The 26376-nt window shown below is 63.6% G+C and carries 27 protein-coding genes; 16 read left to right on the top strand and 11 right to left on the bottom strand.

The genetic code is table 11. The annotated features are described in order from the left end of the window. Window positions 1-2: 2 nt before the first annotated feature. The 4 genes from R4P65_RS00850 to R4P65_RS00865 all read left to right on the top strand — a co-directional run bounded on the left by R4P65_RS00850 (window position 3) and on the right by R4P65_RS00865 (window position 5338). The gene (locus R4P65_RS00850; RefSeq protein WP_019744353.1) at window positions 3-851 is read left to right on the top strand and encodes a cytochrome c biogenesis CcdA family protein; all 849 of its coding nucleotides are present in this window, start codon (window positions 3-5) and stop codon (window positions 849-851) included. After that, entirely contained in the window at window positions 848-2512 is a 1665-nt protein-coding gene (locus tag R4P65_RS00855) for a cytochrome c biogenesis protein ResB (protein ID WP_317825128.1), read from the top strand. Before R4P65_RS00850 ends, R4P65_RS00855 begins: the two co-directional genes overlap by 4 nt. After that, window positions 2509-3471, top strand: coding sequence for a c-type cytochrome biogenesis protein CcsB (ccsB, locus tag R4P65_RS00860; protein ID WP_317825129.1), 963 nt, complete (start codon window positions 2509-2511; stop codon window positions 3469-3471). Before R4P65_RS00855 ends, ccsB begins: the two co-directional genes overlap by 4 nt. Window positions 3472-4051: 580 nt before the next feature. Further along, window positions 4052-5338, top strand: coding sequence for an AAA family ATPase (locus tag R4P65_RS00865; RefSeq protein WP_411742508.1), 1287 nt, complete (start codon window positions 4052-4054; stop codon window positions 5336-5338). A gap of 26 nt (window positions 5339-5364) precedes the next feature. Here R4P65_RS00865 and R4P65_RS00870 read toward each other — a convergent pair whose 3' ends face one another. Together R4P65_RS00870 and R4P65_RS00875 are read right to left on the bottom strand one after the other, a co-directional pair. Next, complete coding sequence (locus tag R4P65_RS00870) at window positions 5365-5571, bottom strand: hypothetical protein (RefSeq protein WP_317825131.1); 207 nt, start codon at window positions 5569-5571, stop codon at window positions 5365-5367. A gap of 145 nt (window positions 5572-5716) precedes the next feature. Beyond that, window positions 5717-5929, bottom strand: coding sequence for a BldC family transcriptional regulator (locus R4P65_RS00875; RefSeq protein WP_230812117.1), 213 nt, complete (start codon window positions 5927-5929; stop codon window positions 5717-5719). Between the two features lie 289 nt (window positions 5930-6218). Here R4P65_RS00875 and R4P65_RS00880 point away from each other — a divergent pair, with 289 nt between their 5' ends. Beyond that, entirely contained in the window at window positions 6219-6605 is a 387-nt protein-coding gene (locus tag R4P65_RS00880) for a DUF4229 domain-containing protein (RefSeq protein WP_411742498.1), read from the top strand. Continuing rightward, a complete protein-coding gene (locus R4P65_RS00885; RefSeq protein WP_230812118.1) occupies window positions 6602-7705 on the top strand; it encodes a PLP-dependent cysteine synthase family protein in 1104 nt (367 codons plus the stop codon). The genes R4P65_RS00880 and R4P65_RS00885 overlap by 4 nt, the downstream gene beginning before the upstream one ends. On the opposite strand, the gene R4P65_RS00890 is transcribed toward R4P65_RS00885, so the two are convergent. After that, a complete protein-coding gene (locus tag R4P65_RS00890; protein WP_317825133.1) occupies window positions 7603-8241 on the bottom strand; it encodes a GNAT family N-acetyltransferase in 639 nt (212 codons plus the stop codon). The genes R4P65_RS00885 and R4P65_RS00890 overlap by 103 nt on opposite strands. Before the next feature lie 122 nt (window positions 8242-8363). On the opposite strand from R4P65_RS00890, the gene R4P65_RS00895 reads away from it, so the two are divergent. The 4 genes from R4P65_RS00895 to R4P65_RS00910 are packed head-to-tail and all read left to right on the top strand — an operon-like array spanning window position 8364 to window position 10409. Next, on the top strand, window positions 8364-9101 hold the full coding sequence (locus tag R4P65_RS00895) for a 1-acyl-sn-glycerol-3-phosphate acyltransferase (protein WP_317825134.1): 738 nt from the start codon (window positions 8364-8366) through the stop codon (window positions 9099-9101). Window positions 9102-9156: 55 nt separating this feature from the next. Further along, window positions 9157-9408: an HTH domain-containing protein gene (locus R4P65_RS00900; protein ID WP_230812121.1), complete on the top strand. Its 252-nt coding sequence runs from the start codon at window positions 9157-9159 to the stop codon at window positions 9406-9408. 5 nt (window positions 9409-9413) lie between these two features. After that, window positions 9414-9980 carry a Clp protease N-terminal domain-containing protein gene (locus R4P65_RS00905; protein ID WP_317825135.1) on the top strand — a complete coding sequence of 189 codons (567 nt, stop codon included), beginning with the start codon at window positions 9414-9416 and terminating at the stop codon, window positions 9978-9980. 48 nt (window positions 9981-10028) lie between these two features. Continuing rightward, window positions 10029-10409 carry a phage holin family protein gene (locus R4P65_RS00910; protein ID WP_003941998.1) on the top strand — a complete coding sequence of 127 codons (381 nt, stop codon included), beginning with the start codon at window positions 10029-10031 and terminating at the stop codon, window positions 10407-10409. A gap of 12 nt (window positions 10410-10421) precedes the next feature. Here the strand turns inward: R4P65_RS00910 and R4P65_RS00915 are convergent, their stop codons facing one another. Beyond that, window positions 10422-11291 (bottom strand): 1,4-dihydroxy-2-naphthoate polyprenyltransferase, encoded by an 870-nt coding sequence (locus R4P65_RS00915; protein ID WP_317825136.1) that lies wholly within the window; start codon window positions 11289-11291, stop codon window positions 10422-10424. A 49-nt stretch (window positions 11292-11340) separates the two neighbouring features. On the opposite strand from R4P65_RS00915, the gene R4P65_RS00920 reads away from it, so the two are divergent. Beyond that, window positions 11341-14589: a BTAD domain-containing putative transcriptional regulator gene (locus R4P65_RS00920; RefSeq protein WP_317825137.1), complete on the top strand. Its 3249-nt coding sequence runs from the start codon at window positions 11341-11343 to the stop codon at window positions 14587-14589. A gap of 21 nt (window positions 14590-14610) precedes the next feature. Here the strand turns inward: R4P65_RS00920 and R4P65_RS00925 are convergent, their stop codons facing one another. Both R4P65_RS00925 and R4P65_RS00930 read right to left on the bottom strand, forming a co-directional pair. Next, a complete protein-coding gene (locus R4P65_RS00925) occupies window positions 14611-15438 on the bottom strand; it encodes an ABC transporter permease (protein WP_317825138.1) in 828 nt (275 codons plus the stop codon). After that, on the bottom strand, window positions 15435-16442 hold the full coding sequence (locus tag R4P65_RS00930) for an ATP-binding cassette domain-containing protein (protein ID WP_317825139.1): 1008 nt from the start codon (window positions 16440-16442) through the stop codon (window positions 15435-15437). Before R4P65_RS00930 ends, R4P65_RS00925 begins: the two co-directional genes overlap by 4 nt. Window positions 16443-16596: 154 nt before the next feature. On the opposite strand from R4P65_RS00930, the gene R4P65_RS00935 reads away from it, so the two are divergent. Further along, on the top strand, window positions 16597-17490 hold the full coding sequence (locus tag R4P65_RS00935) for a hypothetical protein (protein WP_317825140.1): 894 nt from the start codon (window positions 16597-16599) through the stop codon (window positions 17488-17490). Window positions 17491-17544: 54 nt separating this feature from the next. On the opposite strand, the gene menE is transcribed toward R4P65_RS00935, so the two are convergent. The 5 genes from menE to R4P65_RS00960 are packed head-to-tail and all read right to left on the bottom strand — an operon-like array spanning window position 17545 to window position 20856. Further along, window positions 17545-18684, bottom strand: a complete 1140-nt coding sequence (gene menE, locus R4P65_RS00940) for an o-succinylbenzoate--CoA ligase (protein ID WP_317825141.1) — start codon at window positions 18682-18684, stop codon at window positions 17545-17547. Continuing rightward, the gene (locus R4P65_RS00945; RefSeq protein WP_003941976.1) at window positions 18681-18983 is read right to left on the bottom strand and encodes a DUF3349 domain-containing protein; all 303 of its coding nucleotides are present in this window, start codon (window positions 18981-18983) and stop codon (window positions 18681-18683) included. The genes menE and R4P65_RS00945 overlap by 4 nt, the downstream gene beginning before the upstream one ends. Before the next feature lie 4 nt (window positions 18984-18987). Continuing rightward, window positions 18988-19323 (bottom strand): DUF3349 domain-containing protein, encoded by a 336-nt coding sequence (locus tag R4P65_RS00950; protein ID WP_230812129.1) that lies wholly within the window; start codon window positions 19321-19323, stop codon window positions 18988-18990. A 54-nt stretch (window positions 19324-19377) separates the two neighbouring features. Beyond that, complete coding sequence (locus R4P65_RS00955) at window positions 19378-19641, bottom strand: hypothetical protein (RefSeq protein WP_230812130.1); 264 nt, start codon at window positions 19639-19641, stop codon at window positions 19378-19380. A gap of 15 nt (window positions 19642-19656) precedes the next feature. Then, complete coding sequence (locus R4P65_RS00960) at window positions 19657-20856, bottom strand: inorganic phosphate transporter (RefSeq protein WP_317825142.1); 1200 nt, start codon at window positions 20854-20856, stop codon at window positions 19657-19659. A gap of 284 nt (window positions 20857-21140) precedes the next feature. Here R4P65_RS00960 and R4P65_RS00965 point away from each other — a divergent pair, with 284 nt between their 5' ends. Genes R4P65_RS00965 through R4P65_RS00980 form a run of 4 tightly spaced genes read left to right on the top strand, consistent with a single transcriptional unit; the run spans window position 21141 to window position 26375 of the window. Next, window positions 21141-22565, top strand: coding sequence for an ABC transporter substrate-binding protein (locus R4P65_RS00965; RefSeq protein ID WP_317825143.1), 1425 nt, complete (start codon window positions 21141-21143; stop codon window positions 22563-22565). Between the two features lie 60 nt (window positions 22566-22625). Beyond that, window positions 22626-24884: an ABC transporter permease gene (locus R4P65_RS00970; RefSeq protein WP_317825144.1), complete on the top strand. Its 2259-nt coding sequence runs from the start codon at window positions 22626-22628 to the stop codon at window positions 24882-24884. Continuing rightward, window positions 24877-25620, top strand: coding sequence for an ABC transporter ATP-binding protein (locus R4P65_RS00975; protein WP_317825145.1), 744 nt, complete (start codon window positions 24877-24879; stop codon window positions 25618-25620). The genes R4P65_RS00970 and R4P65_RS00975 overlap by 8 nt, the downstream gene beginning before the upstream one ends. Next, window positions 25617-26375: an ABC transporter ATP-binding protein gene (locus tag R4P65_RS00980; RefSeq protein ID WP_317825146.1), complete on the top strand. Its 759-nt coding sequence runs from the start codon at window positions 25617-25619 to the stop codon at window positions 26373-26375. Before R4P65_RS00975 ends, R4P65_RS00980 begins: the two co-directional genes overlap by 4 nt. Window position 26376: the final 1 nt, after the last annotated feature.

Below are 26376 nucleotides of genomic sequence, written 5' to 3' on the forward strand. Positions count from 1 at the left end.
AAATGACAACCACGACCACCACGCTGCTGGCCGGCAGCGACACACTGAGTGCCGGTGTGGGCGAAGCGTTTCAGAACGCAGCGTCGTCCGGTCCGCTGCTGCTGGCCCTCGGCGCCTGCGTGCTCGCTGGTCTGGTGTCGTTCGCTTCACCGTGCGTCGTGCCGCTCGTTCCCGGCTACCTTTCCTACCTCGCCGGCGTCGTCGGCGCCGACGCCCCCGCGATCACCGCCGACGAGGCGAGGACCCGGACGATCACCCGAAGCAGTCGCTTGAGGGTCGCCGGTGCGGCCGGACTGTTCGTCGCCGGCTTCACCGTCGTCTTCGTTCTCGCCACCGCGTCGGTTTTCGGCGTGATCTCGACTCTGCTCGTCAACCGCGAGGTCCTGATGCGCGTGGGCGGTGTGGTCACGATCGCGATGGGCCTGGTGTTCATCGGACTGATCCCGGCGCTGCAGAAAGATGTTCGTTTCGAACCGCGTCGTGTGTCGTCGCTGGTGGGGGCACCGCTACTGGGGGGAGTGTTCGCCCTGGGGTGGACGCCATGCCTCGGACCGACATTGGCAGGTGTGATGTCCGTAGCCGCGGGAACCGACGGGATGACCGCCGCGCGCGGTGTCACCTTGATCGTCGCGTACTGCATCGGGCTCGGCCTGCCGTTCATCTTTCTGGCGCTGGGGTCGGCCCGTGCGCTGACCGGCGTCGGCTGGTTGCGGCGTAATGCACGCACCATTCAAATTTTCGGCGGAATCATGTTGGTGGCAGTGGGAATCGCCCTCGTCACAGGCGCGTGGGACCAGTTCGTCGGCTGGGTTCGTGACGCATTTATCTCGGAGGTGACGCTGCCGATATGACAGCTGACGACAATAACGACAACTCGATACCCGTGCTGCCGAAGCAGTCGGTGATCGGTCGAGTCGTTGCACTCGGGCGCAACACCTGGCGCGGGCTCACCTCGATGCGGACCGCGCTGGTACTGCTGTTCCTCCTCGCGCTTGCTGCTATCCCCGGCGCCCTGCTGCCACAGCGAACCCTCAACGAGGGCAAGGTCGCTGACTACATCGCCGCACGGCCGACGCTCGGTCCGTGGATGGATCGCCTCGAACTGTTCGACGTGTTCAGCAGCTTCTGGTTCACCGCGATCTACGCATTGCTCTTCATCTCGCTGGTCGGCTGCATCCTGCCGCGTTGCGTGGAGCACGCGAAGGCGCTGCGTACCCGTCCGGTGAACGCGCCGCGCAATCTTGCTCGCCTGCCGCACCACACCAAGAGCGTCGTCGACGGCGAGAGTCCCGACGAACTTGCCGCCCGGGTGTCGAAAGAACTGCGTGGGTGGCGCGTCGAAACGCGTCGCGGCGATACGAAATCGCGCCGTGAAGGCGAGATCACCATCTCGGCGGAGAAGGGATACCTCCGCGAATTCGGCAACCTCGTGTTCCACCTGTCGTTGGTCGGATTGTTGATTGCGATCGCCGCGGGCAAGTTGTTCGGCTACGAGGGCAATCGCATCGTCATCGCCAACGACGGACCTGGCTTCTGCACGACCTCGCCGGCCGTGTTCGACTCGTTCGTCGCCGGTCTGAGCCTCGACGGCACCGGCATGACCCCGCTGTGTGTACGTGTGAAAAATTTCCAGGCCGACTACCTCGAGACCGGTCAGGCAGAGATGTTCACATCGGACATCTCGTACCAGGCAGGCGACGACCTCGAGTCCGATACCTGGCGGGACACGACCATCCAGGTGAACCACCCGCTGCGGATCGCCGGCGATCGTGTGTACCTGCAGGGACACGGATACGCGCCGACCTTCACCGTCACGTTCCCGAACGGCGAGACCCGCACCGAGACGCTCCAGTGGCGTCCCGACGACGCAACGACGTTCCTGAGCAGTGGCGCGATGCGTTTCGACCCGCCGGGCGGCATGTATCCCGATGCGGACGAGCGTCGGAAGAATCAGATTGCCATCGAAGGATTGTTCGCGCCCACCGCGCTGTTCCACGGCAACCTTCTGTCGTCGAGCTACCCGGCGATGAACGACCCGGCCGTCGCCATCGACATCTACAAGGGCGATACCGGACTCGATACCGGTAACCCGCAATCGCTGTTCGAACTCAACACCGAACTGATCAATCAGGGTCGACTGGTCAAGCAGGATCGAGTCAATCTCTTCCCAGGGGAGAGCGCGACGCTTGCCGACGGCACCCAGGTGCGATTCGATGGTGCCGTCGACTTCGTGAACCTTCAGGTCTCCCACGATCCCGCTCAGGTGTGGGTGTTGGTTTCGGCGTTGACGATGATGGCGGGTCTGCTTGTCTCGCTCGTGATCAAGCGTCGCCGCGTCTGGGCACGTATCTATCCCGATGACGAACGACGTACTGTAGTAGAACTTGGTGGGCTTGCCCGCACCGACCACGCAGGCTGGGGCGACGAGTTCGACCGCCTCACCGACCGCTTGCTGAAAAGCAATCCGACCACCGCGGTGAAACAACCGCACGCCCAGGAGAACGCCCGATGACAACCAACGAGACACTCGCGCAGTACAGCGACTGGGCCTTCAAATCCGCCTTTACCGTGCTCGTTCTGGCGTTCGTGCTGCTCATCGTGCAGTACGCGTCGGCCAGAGCCAAGGCGGTTCAGAACAAGGAACTGGTCTCGGCCGGCGGAGTCGACGCTTCCGTGCCGGGCAGGGTCACGGAGACTTCGACCAAGTCGCTCTCGGAGCGATTCGGCGGAATGGGCCGAGCTGTCCTGGTCGTCGGAACGGTTCTGATCATCGCGTCGATCGTGCTCCGCGGATTTGCGACGGAACGATTCCCACTCGGCAACATGTACGAATTCGTGGCGATGGCGTGTGCGGCGTCGTTGCTGGTCGGGCACGTCCTGTTGATCAAGCCGACTTACCGTCCGATGTGGGTCTTCCTGCTGGTTCCCGTTCTGATTCTGATGTTCCTCGCCGGCACGGTCCTCTACGCCGACGCGGCTCCCGTGGTTCCGGCGCTGCGCTCGTACTGGCTTCCGATTCACGTGACGATCGTCAGCGTCGGCTCCGGCATCTTCATGATCGGCGGTATCGCGAGCCTCCTGTTCCTGCTGCGACTGAAGTTCCCGCCCGGTGACGAAGGCACGAGCATCGGCGGCCGGATCGCAGAGCGACTGCCGGACGCCCAGACTCTCGACCGCTTGGCGTACAAGAGCACGATCATCGCGTTTCCGCTGTTCGGCGCGGGCGTAATCCTGGGTGCCATCTGGGCGGAAGCTGCGTGGGGACGCTTCTGGGGTTGGGATCCGAAGGAGACGATGTCCTTCATCGCCTGGGTGATCTACGCGGCCTACCTGCATGCGAGGGCAACGTCCGGGTGGCGGGAGACGAAGGCTGCTTGGATCAATATCGCCGGTTTCGTTGCGATGCTGTTCAATCTCTTCATCATCAACATGGTCGTCTCCGGCTTGCACTCCTACGCGGGACTCAACTGATCCTCTCGAGGTACCGTGGGTGGCTGCCGACCGGTCTGTAGGTATCACCGGTAGGTAAGTCAGGGGCGGCACCAGCTACGATGAAGCTCGGTGAATAACTAGCTGTCTCGTAGCTGTGGGATCGACGAGGGGGAACGGCGAGATGGCCGACAAGATTGAAGACGCCGGAGCAGGCAAGATTGAAGACGCCGGAGCGGGACTGTGGGAGCCGGTGCGCCCTGCCGAGCCGACGCGGCGACATCCGCGCGCATCCGCGCCCGAGCCCTCATCCGCCTCGGTTCCCGGCGATGTTCGCAGTCTCTTCGTGGCGCCGGTCGACTCCGGTCCGCTCCAGCAATTAGCCGGCCAGGCGCCCAGTGCGCCCGCGGGCCCGCCGCCGCTGACGACCTCAGTGACTCCGGCGGCAGGAACACCTCAATCTCCAGGATCAGCTCAGGCTCCGGACCCCAAGGCTCCGGCTCCTGACACTCCGGTACCTAACACTTCGGCTCCTGAAACTTCGGGCCCCAATACCCCGGTCATCCAGTACCCGGCGGCGCAGCCCGGCCCGGTCAACGGCCTGTTCGCGTCCTCACCCGCGATGCCGATGCAGACCTACGAACCCACGAATCGTGCAGGGTCCGTTCAGAACTCGCAGCGCGTCCAGAACCAGCCCGGTCCGACTGCGCGCCCAACCGCGAGACCGCTCCAGCAACCGCAGGCACCGTCTTTGCCTGGCATGCATCAGCCCAATCCCGTGATTCGGCAGTTCGGTCACCCCGGCGCTGCGCCGGTGCAGAACGGTCAAGCGCCGCAGAATGGTCACACCCTGCAGAACGGGCAGGCGATGCCGGTTGCTCCGCCGCCGGCGGTACCGGTTCACCCTCCGATACAGCAGGCCGGATTCAACCCCGCTCCCGGCAATCGTCCCGAACCGGCTCTTTCGATGACGGCGCAAGACCTCTCGGCTGCGCTCCTCGTCAAGCCTGTCCGGCCAGCCCCGGCTGGTGGCTGGCGCAAGGCGCTGTACACGATGTCCGGCCGTTCGGTGAACCTCGGGAACGGTGCGAAGGATCAGCATGTCGTCGAGTTGACGCGCCAGATCAACCAGCCCCTGCAGGGCTGCTACAAGGTTGCGGTGCTCAGTCTCAAAGGTGGCGTCGGCAAAACCACGACAACTGCGACGCTGGGATCGATGTTCGCCTCGATTCGCGGCGATCGTGTCGTCGCAGTCGATGCAAACCCGGACCGGGGAACCCTGAGTCAGAAAATCCCGCTCGAGACGCCGGCAACGGTGCGCAACCTGCTGCGTGACGAGAACAGTATCGAGAAGTACAGCGACGTCAGAGGCTATACATCGCAAAACCAGCACCGGCTCGAAGTGCTTGCGTCCGACAGTGATCCAGCAGTCTCGGAGGCATTCAGCGGCGTGGACTACACGCGCACGGTCGACATGCTCGAAAAGTTCTACAGCATAGTTCTGACCGACTGCGGCACCGGCCTGATGCACTCGGCGATGCAGGCCATTCTCGAGGGTGCAGATTCGTTGATCGTCGTCAGCTCCGGATCCGTCGACGGTGCGCGTAGCGCCTCCGCAACTCTTGACTGGCTCGACGCTCACGGTTACGGCAGGCTGGTCGCCACGTCCGTGGCCGTCATCAACGCGGTGCGGCCTCGCTCGGGCAAGGTCGATCTACCGCGGGTCGTCGAGCACTTCGAGCAGCGCTGTCGAGCAGTGAGACTGATTCCGTTCGACCCGCATTTGGAAGAGGGCGCCGAAATCGACCTGGACCGGCTCCGCCCAGGTACTCGGGAAGCGGTGCTGGAGTTGGCTGCGGTGGTTGCGCAGGACTTTCCGGCCTCCCCGTTCGGGTTGCCGGGGCGGTAATCGGACAGCCGGGTGACGCCCGGACGCTACATCGACGTGTCAGTCGGCGGTACGTCCGGACCTTCCGTGCGCTTGCGTCGTGTTTGCTGGTTCACATTCCACAGGAATTCGGGATCGTCATCCGGCCCGCGCACGCCGCTCACCGGGGCACGCGTCGACGGATCGGGCCCGAATGCCTTCCACATCAGAACGATCAATGTCACCAAACCCACCAACGCCAACAGATACAACACGGCGCACCTCCTCAGGGAACTGAGTTCGAGCCTACTCAGCCTCCGGCCCGCATCACCAGAAGTAGTGCGGACAAGCGTTTCGGCTCAGTGCGTCAATGCTGTATCTGTCGGGTAGTACGTGTTTCTCTTTGCGGGCTGCAGACGCTCAGTTGTGGTCCGCTTCCGTGGTCAGCGAGCGCAGAAGCTGCATGACCTCGGTCTCACGGAATCGACGATGTCCCCCTGGTGTGCGAAGCGAGCCGAGTCGTCCTGCGTGTGCCCAGCGGGTCACGGTCTTGGGATCGACATGAAACAATGCCGCTACCTGTCCGGGCGTCATGAGTGCGTCTGCGGCGGTATTGAAGGTTGGTGCGCTCATTGTGAGGTCCTCCATGTTGATGTCGAACGTTGACGGGCAGTGACTCTGAACCGAGCAGTGGTTCCGACCTTGGTTCCGAACTGGCGTGTCGAGCAGTTGCCAAAAACCTGCGTCGAGTTTGTTTCGAAGTCCTTCGCTCACATTCGACCGTTTTCTGAGTGGTAGCGCAATGTTTGCACAGTTATGGCCGGGTAGTCGATCCTTCAAGTCAAGGTAATGTTTAAGTAAAGGACAAAATGGATATAGCGGGCTCGGTGCCACCGGTATTCGGAATGGGTAACCTGAGAGGGTGAGTCAGTTGTCTGAAAACCCCGAAAATGTTCCTTCCGAGCCAGCGAAAGCCAGTAAACCTTCCGCAAACTCTGGGCAAGCAAAGTCGGCTGCCGGGCCGGTGACCAAGGGTCAACTGGCCCGCGACGTGGTGCTGTACTCGGTCGCTCGACTGCTGCTTGTCGTCGCTATCGGTGCCCTCATCATCGGCGGCGGAAAGCTCGCCGGCACCGACGTTCCCCTGATTGTCGCCGCACTGTTCGCAGTGCTGATCGCGCTGCCGCTGTCGCTGCTGCTCTTCGCGAAACTGCGCAAACGCGTCAACGCGGGCATCGCGGCCGTCGACGCCCAGCGCCGGTCCGATCGTGACGATCTTCGTTCCAAGCTGCGTGGAGATGGGCGGTGACCACGGAGTCGCTCGACGTCGACCGGCGGACGTCGCGCCAGTGGGTCGACAACGCGGTGCGGTTGATCGAAGCCGACGCACAACGCAGCGCGGACACTCACCTGCTGCGCTATCCGCTGCCGAGTAACTGGACCGTCCAGCTCTATCTGAAGGACGAGTCGACCCACATCACGGGAAGTCTCAAGCATCGACTCGCACGGTCGCTTTTCCTCTACGCGATCTGCAACGGCTGGGTTACCGAAGAGACCACCGTCATCGAAGCGTCGTCCGGTTCGACGGCTGTCAGCGAGGCGTATTTCGCGAAGTTGCTCGGCCTGGATTTTGTCGCGGTGATGCCCGCGAGCACGAGTCCCGCCAAGATCGCATTGATCGAGGCGCAGGGTGGACGTTGTCATTTCGTGAGCGATCCGTCGTCGATCTACTCGGAATCGCATCGGCTCGCGAGTGAGTCGAACGGCCACTACATGGACCAGTTCACCCACGCCGAGCGCGCGACGGATTGGCGCGGAAACAACAACATCGCCGAATCGATCTTCACTCAGCTCGAGCACGAGGAGCATCCGATTCCCGACTGGGTGGTCGTCGGAGCCGGGACGGGTGGAACCGGCGCCACGATCGGCCGCTTTCTTCGCTACCGGAAATTCGACACGGGGCTGTGCGTGGTAGACCCGGAGCACTCCGTGTTTTTCGACGCGTGGCGAGCGAGTGATCCGTCGATCGTCGGTACACGGGGTTCCCGGATCGAGGGCATCGGCCGTCCGCGCGTCGAACCGTCGTTTGTCGGTCAGGTGGTCGACCGAATGATCAAGGTGCCGGACGCAGGCTCGATCGCCGCCGCCCGGCATGCCAGCGCAGCCCTGGGGCGCAAAGTGGGTGGCTCGACGGGGACGAACCTGTGGGGAGCTTTTGCGTTGATTGCGGAGATGATGGCAGCCGGGCGCAGCGGCAGTGTCGTCACGCTGCTGTGTGACGGCGGAGAGCGTTATTCGGGCACCTATTACAACGACGAATGGGTGGCGTCGGAAGGGATCGACCTGCTCGGCCCGACGGCAGTGCTGGACGAGTTCGTACGTTCGGGTGCGTGGACCGCCAACTCCTGAACCGCGTACTTCTGCATTGCTGACACGTGACCACGGGCGGGGCGGCTCATCGTCACGCGTGGCCAGGCGTCCAACCCGGACGACTGCTCGTCCGTTCTGATGCGTATCAGGCCGGGGGAGAGCGTGTTGTCGGCCAGGCGTACAAATCCGAGTCGCTCGTAGTACGGCGCGTTCCACGGAACGTCGACGAAGGTCGTCAGAGTCACGAGATCGTGGTGATGGTCCGCCGCCCATTCGGTGACGGCGTCGATCAGCTGGGCTCCGAGGCCTTTGCGTGCATGGTCGGGGTGAACGGATACCTGCTCGATATGCGCGCCGCCGTCCACGATCTCGACGAGTGCGTACGCAACGGGCACGTCGTTTGCGTCGGTCTGAACCCAGATGTGCTCGGCTGCGAGAAAATCGTTCAACTCGTCGAGCGTCGGCGGTGGATCGTCTGCGATGGCGTCCATCCCGATGTCTCGGAACGGTTCGCCCGCGGCGATCTCGATCTGTTGCAGTGCGGGTAGGTCGGTAGATATGGCCGAGCGGATCACAGAAACCGTTTTACCTCGAGAAGTGCGTTTCTCCCAGCGCTACGCCATGTGAAACACAAACCTACGCAACCGTAGGTTGTGTATCGTTTGTCCAAGGGACACTTCTCCAGCGAGGGCGGATCATGGGCAATCCTGAAGTTTCACTCGACAATTACGAGGCTGTGTACGAGTACTACCGCAGCCATCAGCAGAACCGGTTTGTGGCGAAGCTCGCCTATGCCGCTCTGGCGTTGAAGTACCGCCCACGGGTGAAGTATGCGCCGGGTGCGGAAGCTGCGCTGAAGACTCTGCTCGAACGCAAGACGCAATTGGTCGTGGCAGTCAATCATCTGACGGAGAGCGACCAATTCACGCTCGCCGCGACCGCGTGGCGTACTCCGTTGCGGCGGGTGATCGGACGGACCAGGGTCCTCGCCAAAGACGAACTCTTCGTTGATCCTTCGCAGCGCAAGAAGGTCGACATGATGGGCAGCATTCCGGTTTTTCGCAGCAAGAACCACGGCCTTCGCGCTGTTTCGGATGCCGGCCGCGTGATGATGGACGTCGCGGCCGAGCGTCTGGGCAATGGGGATTGTCTGGCGATTTTCCCGGAGGGGACGTGCAATACCGAGGATCCGGCGCGGCTGCAGCACGTCAACAGCGGTATCGGCCACATCGTCGCCCGGGCCGGGAAGTTGGGATGCTCGCCGGCCTTGGTGTCGATCGGCATCAACTACGGCCCGGTGGCCGGCGACGTGAAGGCTGCGAGCGTCTTTGTCGGGGTGCCCGTGACCGAACTACCGGACAAGCCGATGGATATCGCCCGCACTGTGCAGGCTGACTTGCAGTTGGCAGTGGACGGGGCAGTCGCCGGGTACTGACATGACGGTGTCAATTTTGGTTGACAACAACGGGATGTCAATCTAAATTGACACTATGACCGAAGCAACCTCTCTCGCCGCTGCCGCCGGCAGTCCGGATCCCGCCGAGGGATTGCGTGCCGTTCGAGCGCTGCGACGTCTACTCGAAAAACTCGAGGCCATTCAGGTCGCCAATGCGCGTCGCCACGGATGGTCCTGGCAGGCAATCGCGGAAACCCTCGAGGTCAGCCGTCAAGCCGTACACAAGAAATATGCGTCCGCTCAATCGGAATCGATGCTGCGTTCACTGCGCGAGAAGGGCAGGTAAGTGCCATGTTCGAAAAGTTCTCCGCGCAGGCGAGGGGAGTCGTCGTCGATGCTGTCGCCGGCTCCGGTCCTGTCACTCCGATGGAACTGTTGACCGCGCTACTCACAGCTGATCGAGGCATCGCCACCGAGGTGCTCACCGAGTCGGGTGTCACGCTACATGCGATCCGCCACGCCGGCGGCGGCTCGAACGAAGGTAGCTCGAACAATCTCGACGACGACGCCGAGATACTCAAGTCGATCGGCATCGATCTCGATGCGGTCCGGGAGAGTCTGGAGCAGTCCTTCGGCGAGGGTGTGCTGGACGAGACTCCTGTGCCGGACAGCGTCGATTCCTCGCGCAAGAGCCGATTCGGGTTCCCTCGTTCACGATTCGAGAAGGACTCAAAGAAGGTGTTGGAACTCTCGCTTCGTGAAGCGCTCGCGCACAAGGACAATCGCATCGGCGCCGAACACATCCTGCTCGGCATCTTGCGTGTCGCCGACGGACCCACCCGTGAGGCCCTCGAAACGCAGGTCACGGTGCCGGTAATCCGTGAGCGGTTGGAAGCGAAGATGAATCGCGCCGCCTAGATTCGGCACGGTTCCGCATGCACGGGAGGGATGTGCCAGCATTCAGACATGACATTTCTGGCACGTCTCATCATCAACGGCATAGCCATCTGGCTGGCGTCGGCGTGGGTCACCGGCATCACGATCGCCAACCACGACAACGGCACCTGGGGCACGGTTCTCGTGATCGCGGTGATCGCCCTGATCTTCACGGTGGTCAACGCCTTCATCAAGCCGGTAGTGCAGCTTCTCTCGCTACCGCTGCTCATCCTGACGCTTGGACTGTTCACTCTCGTGATCAACGCCCTGATGCTGATGCTGACGGCGTGGATCTCGTCCGGAACGTCCTACGGATTGACGGTCGACGGCTTCTGGACGGCAGTCTGGGGGGCGCTGATCATCTCGATCGTGAACTTCCTGCTCAGCGCGTTCGTCCCCGACAACCGTTGAGTGCGTCGACGTTCAGGCGAGACTGAGCGCAACTGCGGTCGCGGCACCCCAGACGAGCATGGCGAGTCCGGTGTCGCGCAGCGCAGGGATCAGGGCCATTCCCTGCCCGCCTGAACGCAGCGGGGCGTTGGCTCGGATTGCCAGTGGCAACGCGAGCAATCCGAGCAATGCCCACGGAGTGCGCAGGATCAGCAGCAGGGTCGCGACGAACGGAACGGCCAGCAGGATCACGTGCAGCGTGCGGGTCTTCGCGTCGCCGAGCCGTACTGCGAGAGTGATCTTTCCGGACTCGGTGTCGGTCGGGATGTCGCGAAGATTGTTGGCAACGAGCACCGCGCTCGAGAAAGAGCCGATGGCGATCGCTCCGGCCAGCCCGGCCAGATCCACCCGCTCGGCCTGCACGAACTGAGTTCCCAGCACTGCGATCAGCCCGAAGAAGATGAATACGGCGATCTCGCCGAACCCGCTGTATCCGTACGGCTTCTTGCCGCCGGTGTAGAACCAGGCACCGATGATGCAGAACACGCCGACCGCGACCAGCCACCACGCTGTGGTCGCCGCCAGAACGAACCCGGCCACGGCGGCAACGGCGAAGCAGCTGATCGCTGCGGCCTTCACGGTTCCGGGACTGACCAACTTCGATCCGACCAAACGCAGTGGCCCGACGCGGTCGTCGTCCGTTCCACGGATTCCGTCGGAGTAGTCGTTCGCGAAATTCACCCCGACGATCAAGGCCAAGGAGACGACCAGTGCCAGGAGCGCCTTCCACCACACTGCGAGGTCCAGGGACGCCGCGGCTCCGGTGCCGACCAGCACGGGCGCAATCGCGTTCGGGAGTGTGCGCGGCCTCGCGCCTTCGATCCATTGAGCAGCTGTTGCCATACAACGATCTTTGCACTGTGCAATACGATCGAACGCGGTGGATCAGCACATGACTCGAGACGTGAGTGAGCGCGCCAGGTACGCGCAGTCGGGCGAAGACCTGGCCGACATTGCCTTGCTCGGACCCGTTTCGACCAAAGTGGGCGATCGCCTCGTTCCGCTGCCGGGTCCGCGGGCTCGAACTCTGCTGGTTGCGCTGGCTCGCAATCCTGGCGAGCCACGTACCGCGCAAAGCCTGATCGACGACGTCTGGGGGTTGGAGCCGCCGCGCTCACCGATGAACGCCCTCCACACTCAGGTCTCGCGCCTGCGATCTGCACTCCCGGACGGGGCCCTCGAGGTCACGGCGGCCGGATACCGACTCACTCTCGCCAGGCCGCGCGTCGACCTGGCCAGGGCAGCGGACACGGCCCGTCGTCTGCGCGCCGGCGACGCCGAGGCGTCCGAGGCACTTGCGGCCGCGACCGAGGCGCTGCGCCTGTGGCGCGGTACACCCGGGAGCGACGTCGTCGGCGACGTCGCAGATCGTCTGGCGCTCGACGCGGGCCGCGTGTACGACGAACTGGAGACGGCGCGGATCGATGCGTTCCTCACGTTGGGGGAGTACGCGGCAGCCATTCCTCTGGTGCGCGGACGGCACTTGGCGAGTCCATTCGACGACACGGCAGCCGAAGCGCTGATGCGTGCGCTCGCCGGAGCCGGCCGGGTCAACGAGGCACTCGAAGTGTTCGCGGAGTTCCGCAACCACCTCGCCAACCGTCTGGGCGCTGATCCGTCACCTGTATTGGTGACTCTGAACGCAGAACTTCTGGGGGCGCCGGCGGCAATACCGCGGATTGCGCGTGCGATCGGCCTGCGCGCTGCGCCCAACACCCTGCTCGGTCGCGACAACGACATCGACCAGATCGAATCCTTGCTCGCCCGCTCACGTGTGGTAACGATTCTCGGACCCGGCGGTGCCGGAAAGACCCGTCTTGCACACGAATTGGGTCTACGTGCATCCGTGAACCAGCCGGGCGTCTCGGTGGTACTGGTGGAGTTGGCGTCGTTGCGCAGCAGCGAAGATGTGATCGCGGCTATCGGTGGCACCCTCGGAATCAGTGAATCCGACCTGGCGCCAGGAAAATTGACCGTCGGCCGGACACATTCGGCGCGAGAGCGACTCAAAGAGGCACTGTCCGCCGGTCCGATGTTGCTCATCCTCGACAACTGCGAGCACGTGATCGGCGCGTGTTCGGAGATCGTGGCCGAGATGATCGCGGCCGGCCGTCAGCTGACGGTACTGACCACCAGTCGATCTCCGCTCATGATCAGCGCCGAGGCGGTGTACCCGTTGCCGCCGTTGGCGATCGACGACGGAACCGGCTCGGCAGTCGAGCTCTTCTCGGCGAGAGCCCGCGCGGTGCGGCCTTCGGTTCATCTGGACGTCGACGCCGTCGTCAAGCTGTGTACGACGCTCGACGGACTCCCGTTGGCGATCGAACTCGCCGCCGCTCGGGTCCGGACGATGAGCGTCGACGAAATCGGTTCGAGACTGCGAGATCGGTTCGCGTTGTTGCGCTCCGATGATCCGACGTCGCCGGATCGGCATCGCACGCTTCACGCGGTGATCGACTGGAGTTGGAATCTGCTGGGCGGCGGAGATCAGATTGCGCTGCGTCGGTTGTGCCGATTCCCGGCAGGCTTCACGCTTTCTTCGGCGCAGGCCGTTGCAGGGTGGGGCGAGTTGACCGATGTGGCCGGTGCCGTCGAAGCGCTGGTGAATCAGTCGCTACTTTCCGTCAGCGACGGGATGGGTGAGCTTCGCTACTACATGCTCGAGACGGTCCGTGAATACGGCGAGGAGCAGCTCGCTGCGTCCGGCGAGGGGCCGGAAGTGATTCGGCGCCTGGATGTCTGGGCGATCGCGATCGCCGAGGACGCCGTTGTGCGATCACGAACGGATCAGCTTCGCCTGATTGCCGACCTGGACGCCGAGCACGACAACCTTCTCGCTGTACTGCGCTGGGCAGTGGAGCGCGGCGACGCGGTCACCGTGGCCAACGTCTTTCCCGTCCTCGCGATTCTGTGGGCAGTACGAGGATCGAACTCGGAAATCTCGAACTGGGCGTCGAAGATCGTCGAGGCGACCGCGGACAACGATCTGCGCGATGTGAACGCAGAACTGGTGGGCGCGACGTTCATTCTGGTGGCGATGCATCTCTTCTTTGCGGAGGCCGATCGAAACCATGCCCGTGCGCGGGTTCGTCTTCGAAAGCTGTTGCGTGAGCGCGATGATCTCGGTCCGTTGTTCGCCTTTCTGATCAGGCTCTCCACGAGTGGGATCGCCAACCACAAACTTGCGCGGTTGGTTGCGGAAGGCGTTCGCAGTTCCGACCCCGAGACCCGAATGGCTGCGCTGGCCGCGCGTTCGAACATGCGGGAGAACATCGGCGATCTGCGCGGCGCATTGCTGGACGGGCAGACTCTGTTCGACTACGCGACCAGTGTCGGTGACGAGTGGGGACTGGCGATGGCAGCCCAGCATGTCGGGTCGGTTCACAGCCAGTCCGCCCGCTACAGCGACGCCATTGCGTTCTACGCGATCGCAGCGGCGTCGATGGAACGTCTCGGTGCACGTGACGAGGCGATGCAGCTCATCTGCTTTCAAGCCGGAGCGATGATCGCATCCGGTGACACCGCCGGCGGGCGAACACTTCTCGATCGGGCACGGCCGGCCCTGGCACACTCGACCGGGACCGGTGCCATCGAAACCGATCAACGGCGCGCGGCGCTCATGGCGAGCATTGCCGAGGCGGATCTCGCGGACGGCCGTATCGAGGACGGACTGGCTCGGTATCGAGAAGCACTGGAGCTGTTGGGTCCTGCAATCGAGAACATCTTCGGTGATCCCTTCGTCGTTCTGCTCGGTGCCGCGGCAGTGTGCGCTCACGTCGTTCACGGACGACATGAACTCGTGGCCGATCGTGTTCTGCAGATGAAGGATTCGGGTGCTCTCAAGTTCGATCCGAACGGCTATGCGGACCTGCCGCTCGCGGGTTCCTTGGCGTCGGCGATCGGCTCGTTCGATCTTGTCACGGGCAACATCGACCGCGGGGTCGAACTGATGGCTCTGTCGTTGAAAATGCCCGGGAGACAAGACTTCGTCTCGCTCCACCATGCGCGCCTCTCCGACTTCGCGGTTGGTGTGGTCGGAGCCGACAGGTGGTCTGTGGAAACCGAGAAGGTGTCGGGCTACTCACGCAGAGCGGTCCGCGAAGCAGTGTTGGCTGCGCTTCGCGGACCGGCGCTGGATTAGGTTTGGACGATTTTGCGGGACTTACGTCTTGCGCATGTACATCCGCACGGTCAAAGGTGCCATGACGGCAACGATCACTGCGGCGCCCACCAGCGACCACACGACGTGGATACCGAAGTGGCCGTCGTTGGCCAACTCGCGAACCGCGGTCACCAGGTGTGAGACCGGATTGACGTTCACGAACTTCTGAAGCCAACTCGGCATGGTGGCAGGATCGACGAACGCATTCGACAGGAAAGTCAGCGGGAACAGCACGAGCATCGAAACACCCTGCACCGTGGACGCTTTGTTCATCAGCACGCCCATGAGGGCGAAGATCCAGCTGATGGAGAATGCGCACACCATGACCAGAATCGCGGCAGACAGAATGCCGACCACGCCGCCAGCGGGGCGGTAACCCATCGCGAAACCGACGATGAACGTGATAGTCGTGGCGATACCGTAGCGCACGACGTCGGCGAGCAATGCACCGGACAGCGGGGCGATTCGAGCGATGGGAAGGGACTTGAAGCGGTCGAACACGCCCTTGTCCATGTCCTCACGAAGCTGAGTGCCCGTGACGATGGAACCGGTGATGACGGTCTGGACGAGGATGCCGGGGATGATCGTCGGCAGATATGCCGTCACGTCACCGGCGATCGCGCCGCCGAAGATGTAGGTGAACATCAACGTGAAGATGATCGGCTGGATGACGACGTCGAACAGTTGCTCGGGGTTGTGCTTGATCTTGAGAATTCCGCGGTAAGCCATCGTGAACGTGTTCGCGAAGCTCTGCTGCAGGCTGATGCGGCGGGGTGCGGCATCCGGCTGGGCTATCGGCAACCGGGGTTTGGTGAGGGTGGTTGTCATGCGACGCTCCGATCGGAGTCGTTGTCGGACTGGGCGTCGTTGCGTCCACCGTCTTCGGGCTGGTGCCCGGTGATGGTCAGGAACACTTCGTCCAGGCTGGGTTTCTGTACGTTGATCTCGTCGACGGCGATACCTTGCTCGCGCAGGCGGATCAACAGGTCGGCGGTGATGGACGGGTCGCTCAACGGGGCGGTGATCCGTCCGACCTCGGGCGTGACACCTACCTCGACGCCGAGCGCCGACGCGATGAGCGAGCGAGCTTCCTCGGTGCGATCACGATCGACCAGCTTGAGCTGGAGCGAGGAGATCCCGACCGAAGCCTTGAGTTCGTCGGCGGTGCCGTTGGCGATCACGCGGCCGCGGTCGATCACCGCGATGCGATCCGCCAACTGATCGGCCTCGTCCAGATACTGCGTGGTGAGCAACACCGTCGAACCCTCGGCGACCAATCGTCGGATGGTCACCCACATCTGGGCGCGGGTGCGCGGATCGAGGCCGGTGGTGGGCTCGTCGAGAAACAGCAGCGGCGGGCGAGCGATCAGGCTTGCCGCCAGATCCAGGCGTCGACGCATCCCGCCGGAGAAGTTCTTCAGCGGTTTGGTTGCGGCCTCGACCAGGTCGAACTCCTCGAGGAGCTCGAGGGACTTGGTACGCGCATCGCGGCGGCTCAGGCCGAGCAGCCTCGAGAAGATCACGAGGTTCTCGGTCGCGGTCAGATCCTCGTCGACGGAGGCGTACTGGCCGGTGACGCCGATCAGAGATCGGACCGCGGTGGGTTCACGGCTGACGTCGTGGCCGAAGATGCGCGCCTCACCGCCGTCGGGGCGCAGGAGGGTAGCGAGCATACGGACGGTGGTGGTCTTGCCGGCGCCGTTCGGCCCGAGGACGCCGAAGACCGAGCCGGTGGGGACGGTGAGGCTGACGCCGTCGACCGCGCGGTGCTCGCCGAACTTCTTGACGAGTCCGTCGGCCTCGATGGCAAGAGGCGAAGCTGTGTGGTTCATGGGATGAAGCTTGGCAGACCGATCTTGCATGGACCTTGCGTGGAACTTGCGGTTACTTGCACAGCGCGCGAGGTCGGTGCTCCACAACCGGCAAACAATCCCCAGACGGATCTTGCTTGTCGGTGTGCGGGCGCGGCGGCATCACGCTCGCTGCATGGAGATTCTCACGCGGGCACAGGCTCACCGCGACGGCACCAGCGACGCGCAGTTGCAGCGAGCGGTCAGGCGCGGTGAGCTGCACCGAATCGCAGCGGGGATCTACATGCGCGCCGATCACTTCCGCGAACTCGATGCGAGAGCACGCCACCGCTGCGCTGTCATGGCAGCCGCGGAAAGCTGTGGACCAGACGCAATCGTGAGCCACGCTTCGGCAGCGGTCACGCACGGATTGGATTGCGGCGGATTGCGATTGGACACCGTGCACATGACGCGGAACCGATGCTCGGGTGGGCGGAAGAGCCAGACCTTGCATCTTCATCCAGCAGTGGTCCCGACCGAGGAGGTCGTGCTGATCGACGGCGTCGCAACCACGTCGCTTGCGCGAACGTTCGTCGACCTCGCACGGACGACGCCGTTCGAGACCGCCGTGGTGATCGGTGATTGCGCCCTGCGACGTGGGATGAGGCGTGAGAACGTCGACGCTTCGCTCGATCATGCGCGCGGACGGCTGGGGATGAGTCGCGCTCGAGTGGCGGCGACGTTCATCGAACCTGGTGCCGAGAGTCCGGGGGAGTCCATCAGCCGGGTACGCATGCGCGACGACGGTTGGCCGATGCCGACCCTGCAGCACGAGATCCGTCACGTTGGCCGGTTCATCGCAAGGGTCGATTTCTTCTGGAAAGAGCACGGTGTGGTGGGCGAGTTCGACGGGATGGTCAAGTACCGCGGCGACAATCCGGGTAGGGCGGTAGAGCGGGAGAAACTGCGGGAGGACGCTATCCGGGACGCGGGGTTCGAGGTGTTCCGGTGGGTATGGGCGGATCTTCGCGACTTCGAACGCGTCCGCGAAAGGTTCGAGCGGGCTTGCCTCCGCGGAGCCGCGCGCTGATTGTGCAGCCGCGGCGCTGATCAGGCCTGCGGCTGAACAATCGTGCTGCGGCTGCTAGCTGAACCGCGCCACCAGAGCGGCGCGATCGAGCTTGCCAGGTCCACGCAGGGGGAGTGCGTCCACGACGAACAGCTCCCGCGGCGCTGCAGTGACGTCGAGTGTCCGCTGAGCATGTGCGCGAAGTTCTTCGAGCGTCGGAGCTTCGCCCTCGGGTACGACCACGGCCACCACCCGCTGCCCCAGCCGCTGGTCGTCGACGCCGATCACCGCGCACTCGCGCACGGCAGGATGATCGGCCAACGCGGCCTCGACCACCTGCGGTACGACGGTCAGCCCGCCGGTGGAGATTGCCTCGTCCAACCGGCCGCTGATGCTAAGGACCCCGTCGACCACTGATCCGGCGTCGTCGGTCCGGAACCACCCGGGCTCGGCGAAGGCAGGGTGGTCGGGAAGCCCGCGGTACCCGGACGCGAGCATCGGCCCACCCAGCAGAACCCGGCCGTCGTCGATACGAATCCGTGCCCCGGACAATGGGATTCCGTCGTACACACAGCCGCCTGACGTCTCGCTCATTCCGTAGGTCCGGACGACGGTGACGCCAGCTTCGGCTGCCTGCGCGAGTACCGGTGCTGGAGTCGCAGCGCCGCCGAGCAGGACAGCGTCGAGCGAAGCCAACGCCTCGACCGCGGCGCGATCACCGAGCGCCTTGACCAACTGCGTCGGCACCAACGAGGTGTAGCGGCGCGGTCCGCTCATCGCGGCGACAGCGCCCGGCAATGCCGCCGGGTCGAAACCCGCACTGACGTCGACGATCACCGGTTGTGTTCCGGCGAGGACACTGCGCAACAGAACCTGCATACCGGCGATGTGGTGCGGGGGGAGAACTAGCAACCAGGACCCCGGCCCGCCGAGGCGTTCATGCGTCGCGTCGCAGCTTGCCCGCAGTGCGCTCGCCGTGAGCATCGCACCCTTCGGAGTGCCGGTGGTTCCCGAGGTCGCGACTACCAGCGAAGCACCGTCGTCGATGGGCTGATCGGGGTGCAGAGCATCGCTCAGGCGGGCCGTCTCGCGCGCGTCGGACGCCGGGACGGGGAGCACGGCGTCGTGCTTGCCTTCGAGGATCTGCGCGATGCGCGGCAGTACCTCGTAAACCGCCTCACCCTGCGGAACGGCCAGTGTGCGAAGAACGTTCACCGGACATCCGGCCCGGCCAGCGGCCAACCACCGGCAGCCAGATGGCTTCGCACGCGGTCGACGTCGGTTTCGAGTGGCATCTCGTTGGTGATCTTCGTGATGAGGACCTGGATGTCGGTCTTCTCGATGGGTAGATCGCCGTCCTCGATCAACGCGTCGGCGACGGCGTCGACCTCGGTTTCGGAGAGTCTGCGAGTGAGAAGTGCGAAGAGCGGGATGTAGTCCTGCTCGGGGACGCCATTGGGATAGCCGGCCCGCAACCAGCCGACTATCGACGTGAGGAAGGGCGGAAGGGCCATGAGGTCAGCTCACGTCTCGAACTTCGTTGTCGGATTCCGCGTCTTCGATGACTGGCCACCCACCTGCGCGCAACCTCTCGGTGACACGATCGACGTCGTCCTCGGAAGGCTCCTCGTTGAGGATTCCCTCGATGATGGCGCGGATGGTGTCGTAGTCGACGTGCCGGTCCGGTACCTCGTGTGCGGACTCGATGGACATCGAAACGACCTGCTCGATCTCCTCGTCGGTCAGACGACGACGGAGAACGGCGAGCAGTGCAAAATGATCCTTGTCCGGGATGCCCTCGGGGTACCCGGCACGCAGCCAGTCGAGCACGCTGCGCAATGAATACTTGCTCAAATCCTCGGCCTCATTTTCGTTTCGGTGGTTTCAGTGGTGTGCCGCGACGACCACTCAGAAGACGTGGATTCCGAACGTGCTGGCCAAGAAGTTCTTCATCAACAACAGTATTCCGGCGAAGATCGTGACGAGCACGACCACAAAACAGAGGTACGCACCCATTTTACCCAGGGTGGACGGTCCTTCGGTGCCGTCGGCGTTCGGCAGGCTCAGCGACTTGAGACCGAAGGCGAAGATCGCCGGCAGTCCGGCTCCGAAGAGCAGTCCGACTGCCACTACCTGCCAGAGCGAATCGAGGGTATCGGTGAGTAGATGCATTCTCTTGCGCCCCTTTCAGGAGTTGCGAGTGGGTTCGGTGGACGGAGTGGGATCGGCGACCGGAATCTCTCGAGCCGTCACATCCGGATTCTCGTCCCATTCGGCGGTCACGTTGGCCGCGTCTACGGGTTCCTTACGCGAACGCAGGTACATGAAGATCGCGAACGCGATGAGAGCGGCGAAGACGACGAGCACCCCGGCAAGTCCGCCGACCAGATGCGCGAGTGCCCAGCAGATAGCGCCGACGACGGCGGCCGACGGCAAGGTGATCAACCAGGCGGCGGCCATCCGGCCCGCGACGCCCCAGCGGACCTCGGCGCCCTTGCGGCCGATGCCGGTACCGAGGATCGATCCGGTGGCGACGTGGGTGGTCGAGAGGGGGAGTCCGAGGTGGCTCGACGTGAGAATGATGGCGGCGGACGAGGCTTCGGCTGCCAGACCCTGCGGCGCGGCGATCTCGACAAGGCCCTTGCCCAGCGTGCGGATGATGCGCCAACCGCCGAGGTATGTGCCGAGAGCGATCGCGACGGCACAGGTGAACTTCACCCAGAACGGCATCTCGGTTTCGGCGGTGATGGTGCCGTGAGCGACCAGGGCCAAAAAGATGACGCCCATCGTCTTCTGGGCGTCATTGGTGCCGTGTGCAAGTGAGATCAGTGAGGCGGTGCCGATCTGTCCGAAACGGAAACCGCGCTCGCGCTCGTCTTCCTTGACGGATGCGGTGATGCGGTACACGAGCTTGGTGCCGACGCCGGCGACCAGAGCCGCGACGACCGGCGCGAGAATTGCGGGGACGACGACCTTGGTCAGAACTCCACCCCACTCGACTCCGCCCATACCGATGGAGGCGATTGCGGCGCCGATCAATCCGCCGAACAGTGCGTGCGAGGAGCTCGACGGCAATCCGAGAAGCCAGGTCGCCAGGTTCCAGATGATTCCGCCGACAAGACCGGCGAACACGATCAGCAGCAGATCCTGCCCGCTGACCGCGCCGAGGTTGACGACACCTTTGGCCACCGTCGCGGCGACCTCGACGGACAGGAACGCACCGACCAGGTTCAGGATCGCGGAAAGTGTGACCGCAACTTTGGGCTTGAGTGCACCGGTCGCGATGGAGGTGGCCATTGCGTTACCGGTGTCGTGAAAACCATTCGTGAAATCGAACGCGAGGGCGGTGACAACTACCACCAGGAGGATTACGAGCTCTGCGGTCACAACGTGAATTGTGCGTATCGAACGCGTAAAAGTACAGCGAACGGGATGCGAACAGGGGCTCCGTGGAGTACGTCCCCGCGCGTGGGCTGCGGCGCTGCCGTTCGTGATGTGTTCAGCGCCACGAAATTGGAACCCTGTGTGGGACCTCACTTTTTGGTCTCACTCACCGGGAAGGCACATTCGGACCGTTTTAAACGCTGATTACCTACGGGCACCGAGCGCACCGGAACAGGGGTTTCACCCCTGTTTCTCGGTGTCTGTCAGTGAGAAGGAGAGCTCCGACCGTGAAGCCCAACAAGTCCACGAAGCTGATCGTGGCACTCGCCGCGACCGCCGTTCTGGCGTCAGCCTGCGCATCGAATCGTGGTGACGATCCCTACGCCGTCGCTGTCGGCGGATCCGGCGTCAGCGCCGACCTCGCGTCGAGCACCTCCGATGCGAAGTTCGGCACCCTCGATTCGCCGTGTGGCGAAGGAGACGCCACCGGCGCAACCGATCAGGGCGTCAGCGACACCGAGATCAAGATCGGATTCGGCGACGACCGCGGGTACGTGAAGTCGCCGGGGCTGAACAAGGAAATGAGCGACGCGGTGAACGCGCTCATCTCGTGGTGCAACGATCAGGGCGGCATCAACGGCCGCAAGGTCGTCGGAACCGACTACGACGCCGCGATGACGCAGGCCAACTCGGTCATGCAGGAAGCGTGCGCAAGCCAGTTCATGATGGTCGGCTACGGCTTCGCGATGGATCAGACCGCCGAGCAGACGCGTGTCGCGTGCAATCTGGTGTCCGTGCCAGGCTTCACCGTCTCGCCCGACGCAGCCAACGGACCGATGACGTTCCAGGGTGTCCCGTTCCCGGTCGATTACGCGAACGGCTCGCAGTGGTTCCAGATGGCCGAGATGCACCCCGACCTGGTGAACGACTTCGACGTCGTCAACAGTACGATGCCCACGATCATCAGCTCTACCACGAAGATTCGCTCGATCGCCGAGGCTGCGGGTTTCAAGCTCAAGGATTGTGGCGTCACCCTCAACTACGAGGGCGAATCGAGCTACGTGCCGTTTGCCGAGAAGTACAAGGAGTGTGGCGCGAAGGGTATCTGGACGTCACGATCGGCGAGCCCGTCGGAGCTGAACTTCGTGAAGGCTCTCGACCAGGTCGGGATCGAGCCCATCTTCTTCGGCGAAGCCACCTGGTACGGCGCGACCGTCTCCGATTGGAACAAGGACACCGGCCTGCTCGACAACCTCAACGCGGGCATGACCTTCCAGATGCTCGAGAACGCGGACAAGGTGCCCGCAGTGAAGAAGTACGTGGATCTGGTCTCCGAGCAGGGCGGAAAGACGGCGCTCCTCGGGATGCAGGCGGCGTCGTCGTTCCTGCTGTGGGCGGCCGCCGCGGACGAGTGCGGCAGCGATCTGACGCGCCAGTGCATGGTCGACGAACTCTCGAACATTCACGAGTGGGACGGCGGCGGATTGCACGCCGCCACCGATCCCGGCAAGAACATGCCGGCCACTTGCGGACTCATGACCTCGCTGAAGGGCAATACCTACTCGCAGGCATTCCCGTCCACCGCGGGCGAATTCAAGTGTGACCCCAAGTACCTCGTCGCGACCGACAAGAGCACGTGGGGAACCGAACTCGGCGCCGACCGCGTGTCGACGAAGTACCAGAACGCGAACGTCATCAAGCCGCAGTCCTGATTCTCCTGACTCGGGCGGTGAGCGCCAACCACCGCCCGAGTCCCTAACGAGGGTTCAGCTATGAACACTTTTGTCACTTTCACGATCTTGGGTTTGGTCCTGGGATCGGTGTATGCGATCGCCGCCTCCGGGCTGGTGCTTACGTACAACACGTCAGGCATTTTCAATTTCGCGCACGGTGCTCAGGCAATGCTCGGTGCGTTCATCTACTGGCAGTTGCGCTACGGCTGGGAACTTCCCACCGCCGTTGCCTTGCTGATTTCACTCGTCCTGGTCGGGCCACTGATGGGCCTCGGCCTCTACGTCTTGATCATGAAGGGTCTGCGCGATACGGCGGAGGTCACGAAAATCGTTGTGACGGTCTCGATCCTGCTCGGTATGCTCTCGATCTCGCATTGGTTCTGGCACCCCGAAACTGCTCGGACGATGCAGATGTTTTTCGGCGACCAGTCCAAGATCACGGTGTTCGGCGCAAGCATCCGCTACCACGAGTTGATCTGCATCCTCGTTGCGATCGCTATCGCCGTCGGCCTGCGGCTCCTGTTTACGCGCACCCGCGCCGGCGTCGCGATGCGCGGCGTCGTCGACGATCCGGAACTACTGCGCCTCAACGGCCACAATCCGGAGCGTCTCGCGGCACTGTCCTGGGCGATGGGTTCGACGCTCGCAGTCCTGGCCGGCATCCTGATCACCCCGATCAGCGGCGGCACACTCGAGGCGAACATGTTGACGCTCTTGGTGATCGACGCGTTTGCCGCGGCCATGTTCGGCCGGTTGCGCAGCATTCCGCGCACGTTTGTCGGCGCCGTGGTTCTCGGGCTTGCCGGTACGTACGTATTGGCGTACTTTCCGACGAGTTGGAGCTGGACGTCGAATTTCCGTGTCTCCCTGCCGATGATCGCGCTGTTCGTGGTGTTGATCGTGCTCCCACAGGACCGGTTGCGTGGCGCGGTCACTCGGACTCGCGAGCGTTACCACGTGCCGAGCGTGCGCAAGGCCGTCGTCTGGGGCGTGGCGCTGATCGTCATCGTGTACCTGATCCGTCTGCTGATGGTGACCTCCGCGGTCACCACACTGACCATCGGAATGACGTTCGCGATCATCGCGCTCTCGCTCACCCTCCTCACCGGTTATGCGGGTGAATTGAACTTGGCGCCGGTATCTTTCGGTGCTATCGCCACCATCGTGGCCTTCCATTTCGGGATCTCCGGTTCCGGGTTGGCCGCGCACCTCAACCTGTGGGGCATCGTCGTCGGAGTCCTGGTCACCGCAGTCATCGGCGGCCTGGTTGCCCTGCCGGCGCTGCGGCTGCGAGGACTGTATCTGGCGCTTGCGACCATGGCCTTCGGAGTGTTCCTCTCCAACATGGTCCTTCGTGACACCACCGAGCACGAGATGTTCGGCATGAAGTATTCGCTGTTCAAGGACGGCAACATCGCCCTCCCGCCGCTGAAGATCGGCCCGCTCGATCTGAGCAACGAGACGGTGTTCCTGATGACCGTGACCGCGCTGTTCTCGGTGCTCGGTGTCGGCGTCATCGCGTTGCGTAACAGCGGCTACGGGCGCCGACTCGCTGCGATGAAGGACAGCCCGGCCGGTTCGGCCATGCTCGGGCAGAGCCTGGTTCGGCTCAAGCTGAGTGTCTTCATGATCTCCTCGGGGATCGCCGGTCTCGGCGGCATTCTGATGTCGAGCGCCATGGGCTCCGTTTCGGGCGAGAGCTTTGCCATCATGGTCAGCCTCTCGCTGCTCATGCTGACCGTCGTCGCGGGTATCGGATACGTCACCGGTGCCCTGTTCGGTGGACTGATGGCCGGAATCGGTTTTGCCGTCATCATGGTCTCGTTCACCAATCTGGCTTCGGCGCAACCGGAGTTGGAGGGAATGTGGCTGCTCTTCGGCAACATCGCGGCCGTCAGCCCGGCACTGATCGGCATCGGGGTCGGCGCGAACCCCAGTGGCACCGTGCACAGCGTGATCGAGGGATACCGTCGGCTCACCGATGCCAGGCCGGTTCTGATCGGCGGCGCCGCAGTCGTTCTGCTGACCTACGTCCTTGCTCTGACCGGGGTGCTCGGCAACTGGTGGTTCGCGTCCATCACGATCGCGGTGGTGTTCATGCTGCCGGTGATCGGTGAGATGGTCATGCCCCGTGCGGTTCTCACCCCGGAAGAACTGGCTGCCAAGTCGACAATCGTTCCCGAGGACGTCGGGATCGACGTTCCGTACAGCCCCGAGATCCGTGACGAGATCGACCGCGAACTGGGCATTCCTCAGTACCAGGGCGGCTCACCGAAGGAGTTGACCGCTCATGTCTGAGACACCTCTGCTCGAAACACGCGGTGTGAGCGTTCGTTTCGGCGGGCACGTGGCCGTCAAGGACGTTTCACTGACGGTGGCTCCGGGAACGGTGACCGGGTTGATCGGCCCGAACGGCGCCGGTAAGACGACGCTCTTCAACACCATCACCGGGCTGCAGAAACCCACCTCCGGTCAGGTGTTCCTCGGCGGCGTCGACGTGACGAAGCTGCCGCCGCACAAGCGGGCAGGTCGCGGGCTGGCACGTACCTTCCAGCGGCTCGAACTGTTCGTCTCACTGTCGGTGCGTGACAACCTGCGCGTCGCGGGAGACATCCACAAGGCGAACGGCCGCAACAAGATCGACGTGGACAGCGAGACGGATCGTCTGCTGGAGCTGACCGGGCTGACGGATGTTGCGGACAAGGACGTCGCGGACATCCCCACCGGACGCGCCCGCGTCGTCGAAGTTGCGCGAGCCCTCATGACCGACCCGCGAGTGCTGCTGCTCGACGAACCGGCGTCGGGCCAGACCGAGCAGGAAACCGAGGTCTTTGCCGAGATGCTCACCGAACTGGCAGCGGGGGGACTCGGAATCTGTCTGGTGGAGCACGACATTCCGCTGGTGATGAAGGTGTGCTCGACCATTCACGTGCTCGACTACGGCGCAGTCCTCGCCTCGGGCGATCCGGAGAAGATCCGGACGGATCCGGAAGTGATCGCAGCCTACATCGGGACCGAGGAGGAGGCGGTATGACTTCAGCGAAAATTGGCGAGGCGAAAATCGACGAGGGCATACGCAGCCCCGACCGCACCGAACCGTTGCTCGAACTGTCCGGTGTCCGTGCCGGTTACGGATCCATCGAGGTTCTGCACGGGGTGGATCTGGTTCTCGAACCGGGCGCCGTGGTGGCGCTGCTCGGACCCAACGGCGGTGGCAAGACGTCGACGCTCAAGATCTGCTCGGGTGTCCTGCCGGTCACCCGCGGCGAGTTCCGGCTCGCGGGCCAGGTCGTCAACGGCGTCGAGCCTTCGGAGTTGGCTCGGCTGGGGGTCTGCTCCATCCCCGAGGGGCGCGGGATCTTCGCCAACCTGACCGTGCGCGAAAATCTGTGGATCGCCACCGGAACGGGCGTCGGGTTGGCCGAACTCGAAGAGGTTGCGTACGGCAGGTTCCCGATCCTGGGGGAGCGGCGCGGACAGTTGGCCGGATCGATGTCCGGCGGCGAGCAGCAGATGCTGGCGCTGTCACGGGCACTCGGCACTCACCCGACGGTGCTCCTGCTCGACGAGCTGTCGATGGGCCTCGCACCTCGAATCGTCTCGCAGATGTACGACGTCGTCGGCTCGCTTGCAGCCGAAGGCATTTCCATTCTCGTCGCTGAGCAGTTCGCACGAGCGGTGCTGCCCATCGCGACCTCGGCCGCACTGATGTTGCAGGGACGCGTCGTCAAGACCGGCGATCCACACGACATCGAAAACGAACTTTCTACCAGTTATCTAGGAGGATGAC

Source organism: Rhodococcus sp. IEGM 1318 (assembly GCF_033142465.1).
In the GTDB taxonomy this organism is placed as follows: Bacteria; Actinomycetota; Actinomycetes; order Mycobacteriales; family Mycobacteriaceae; genus Rhodococcus_F; species Rhodococcus_F qingshengii_B.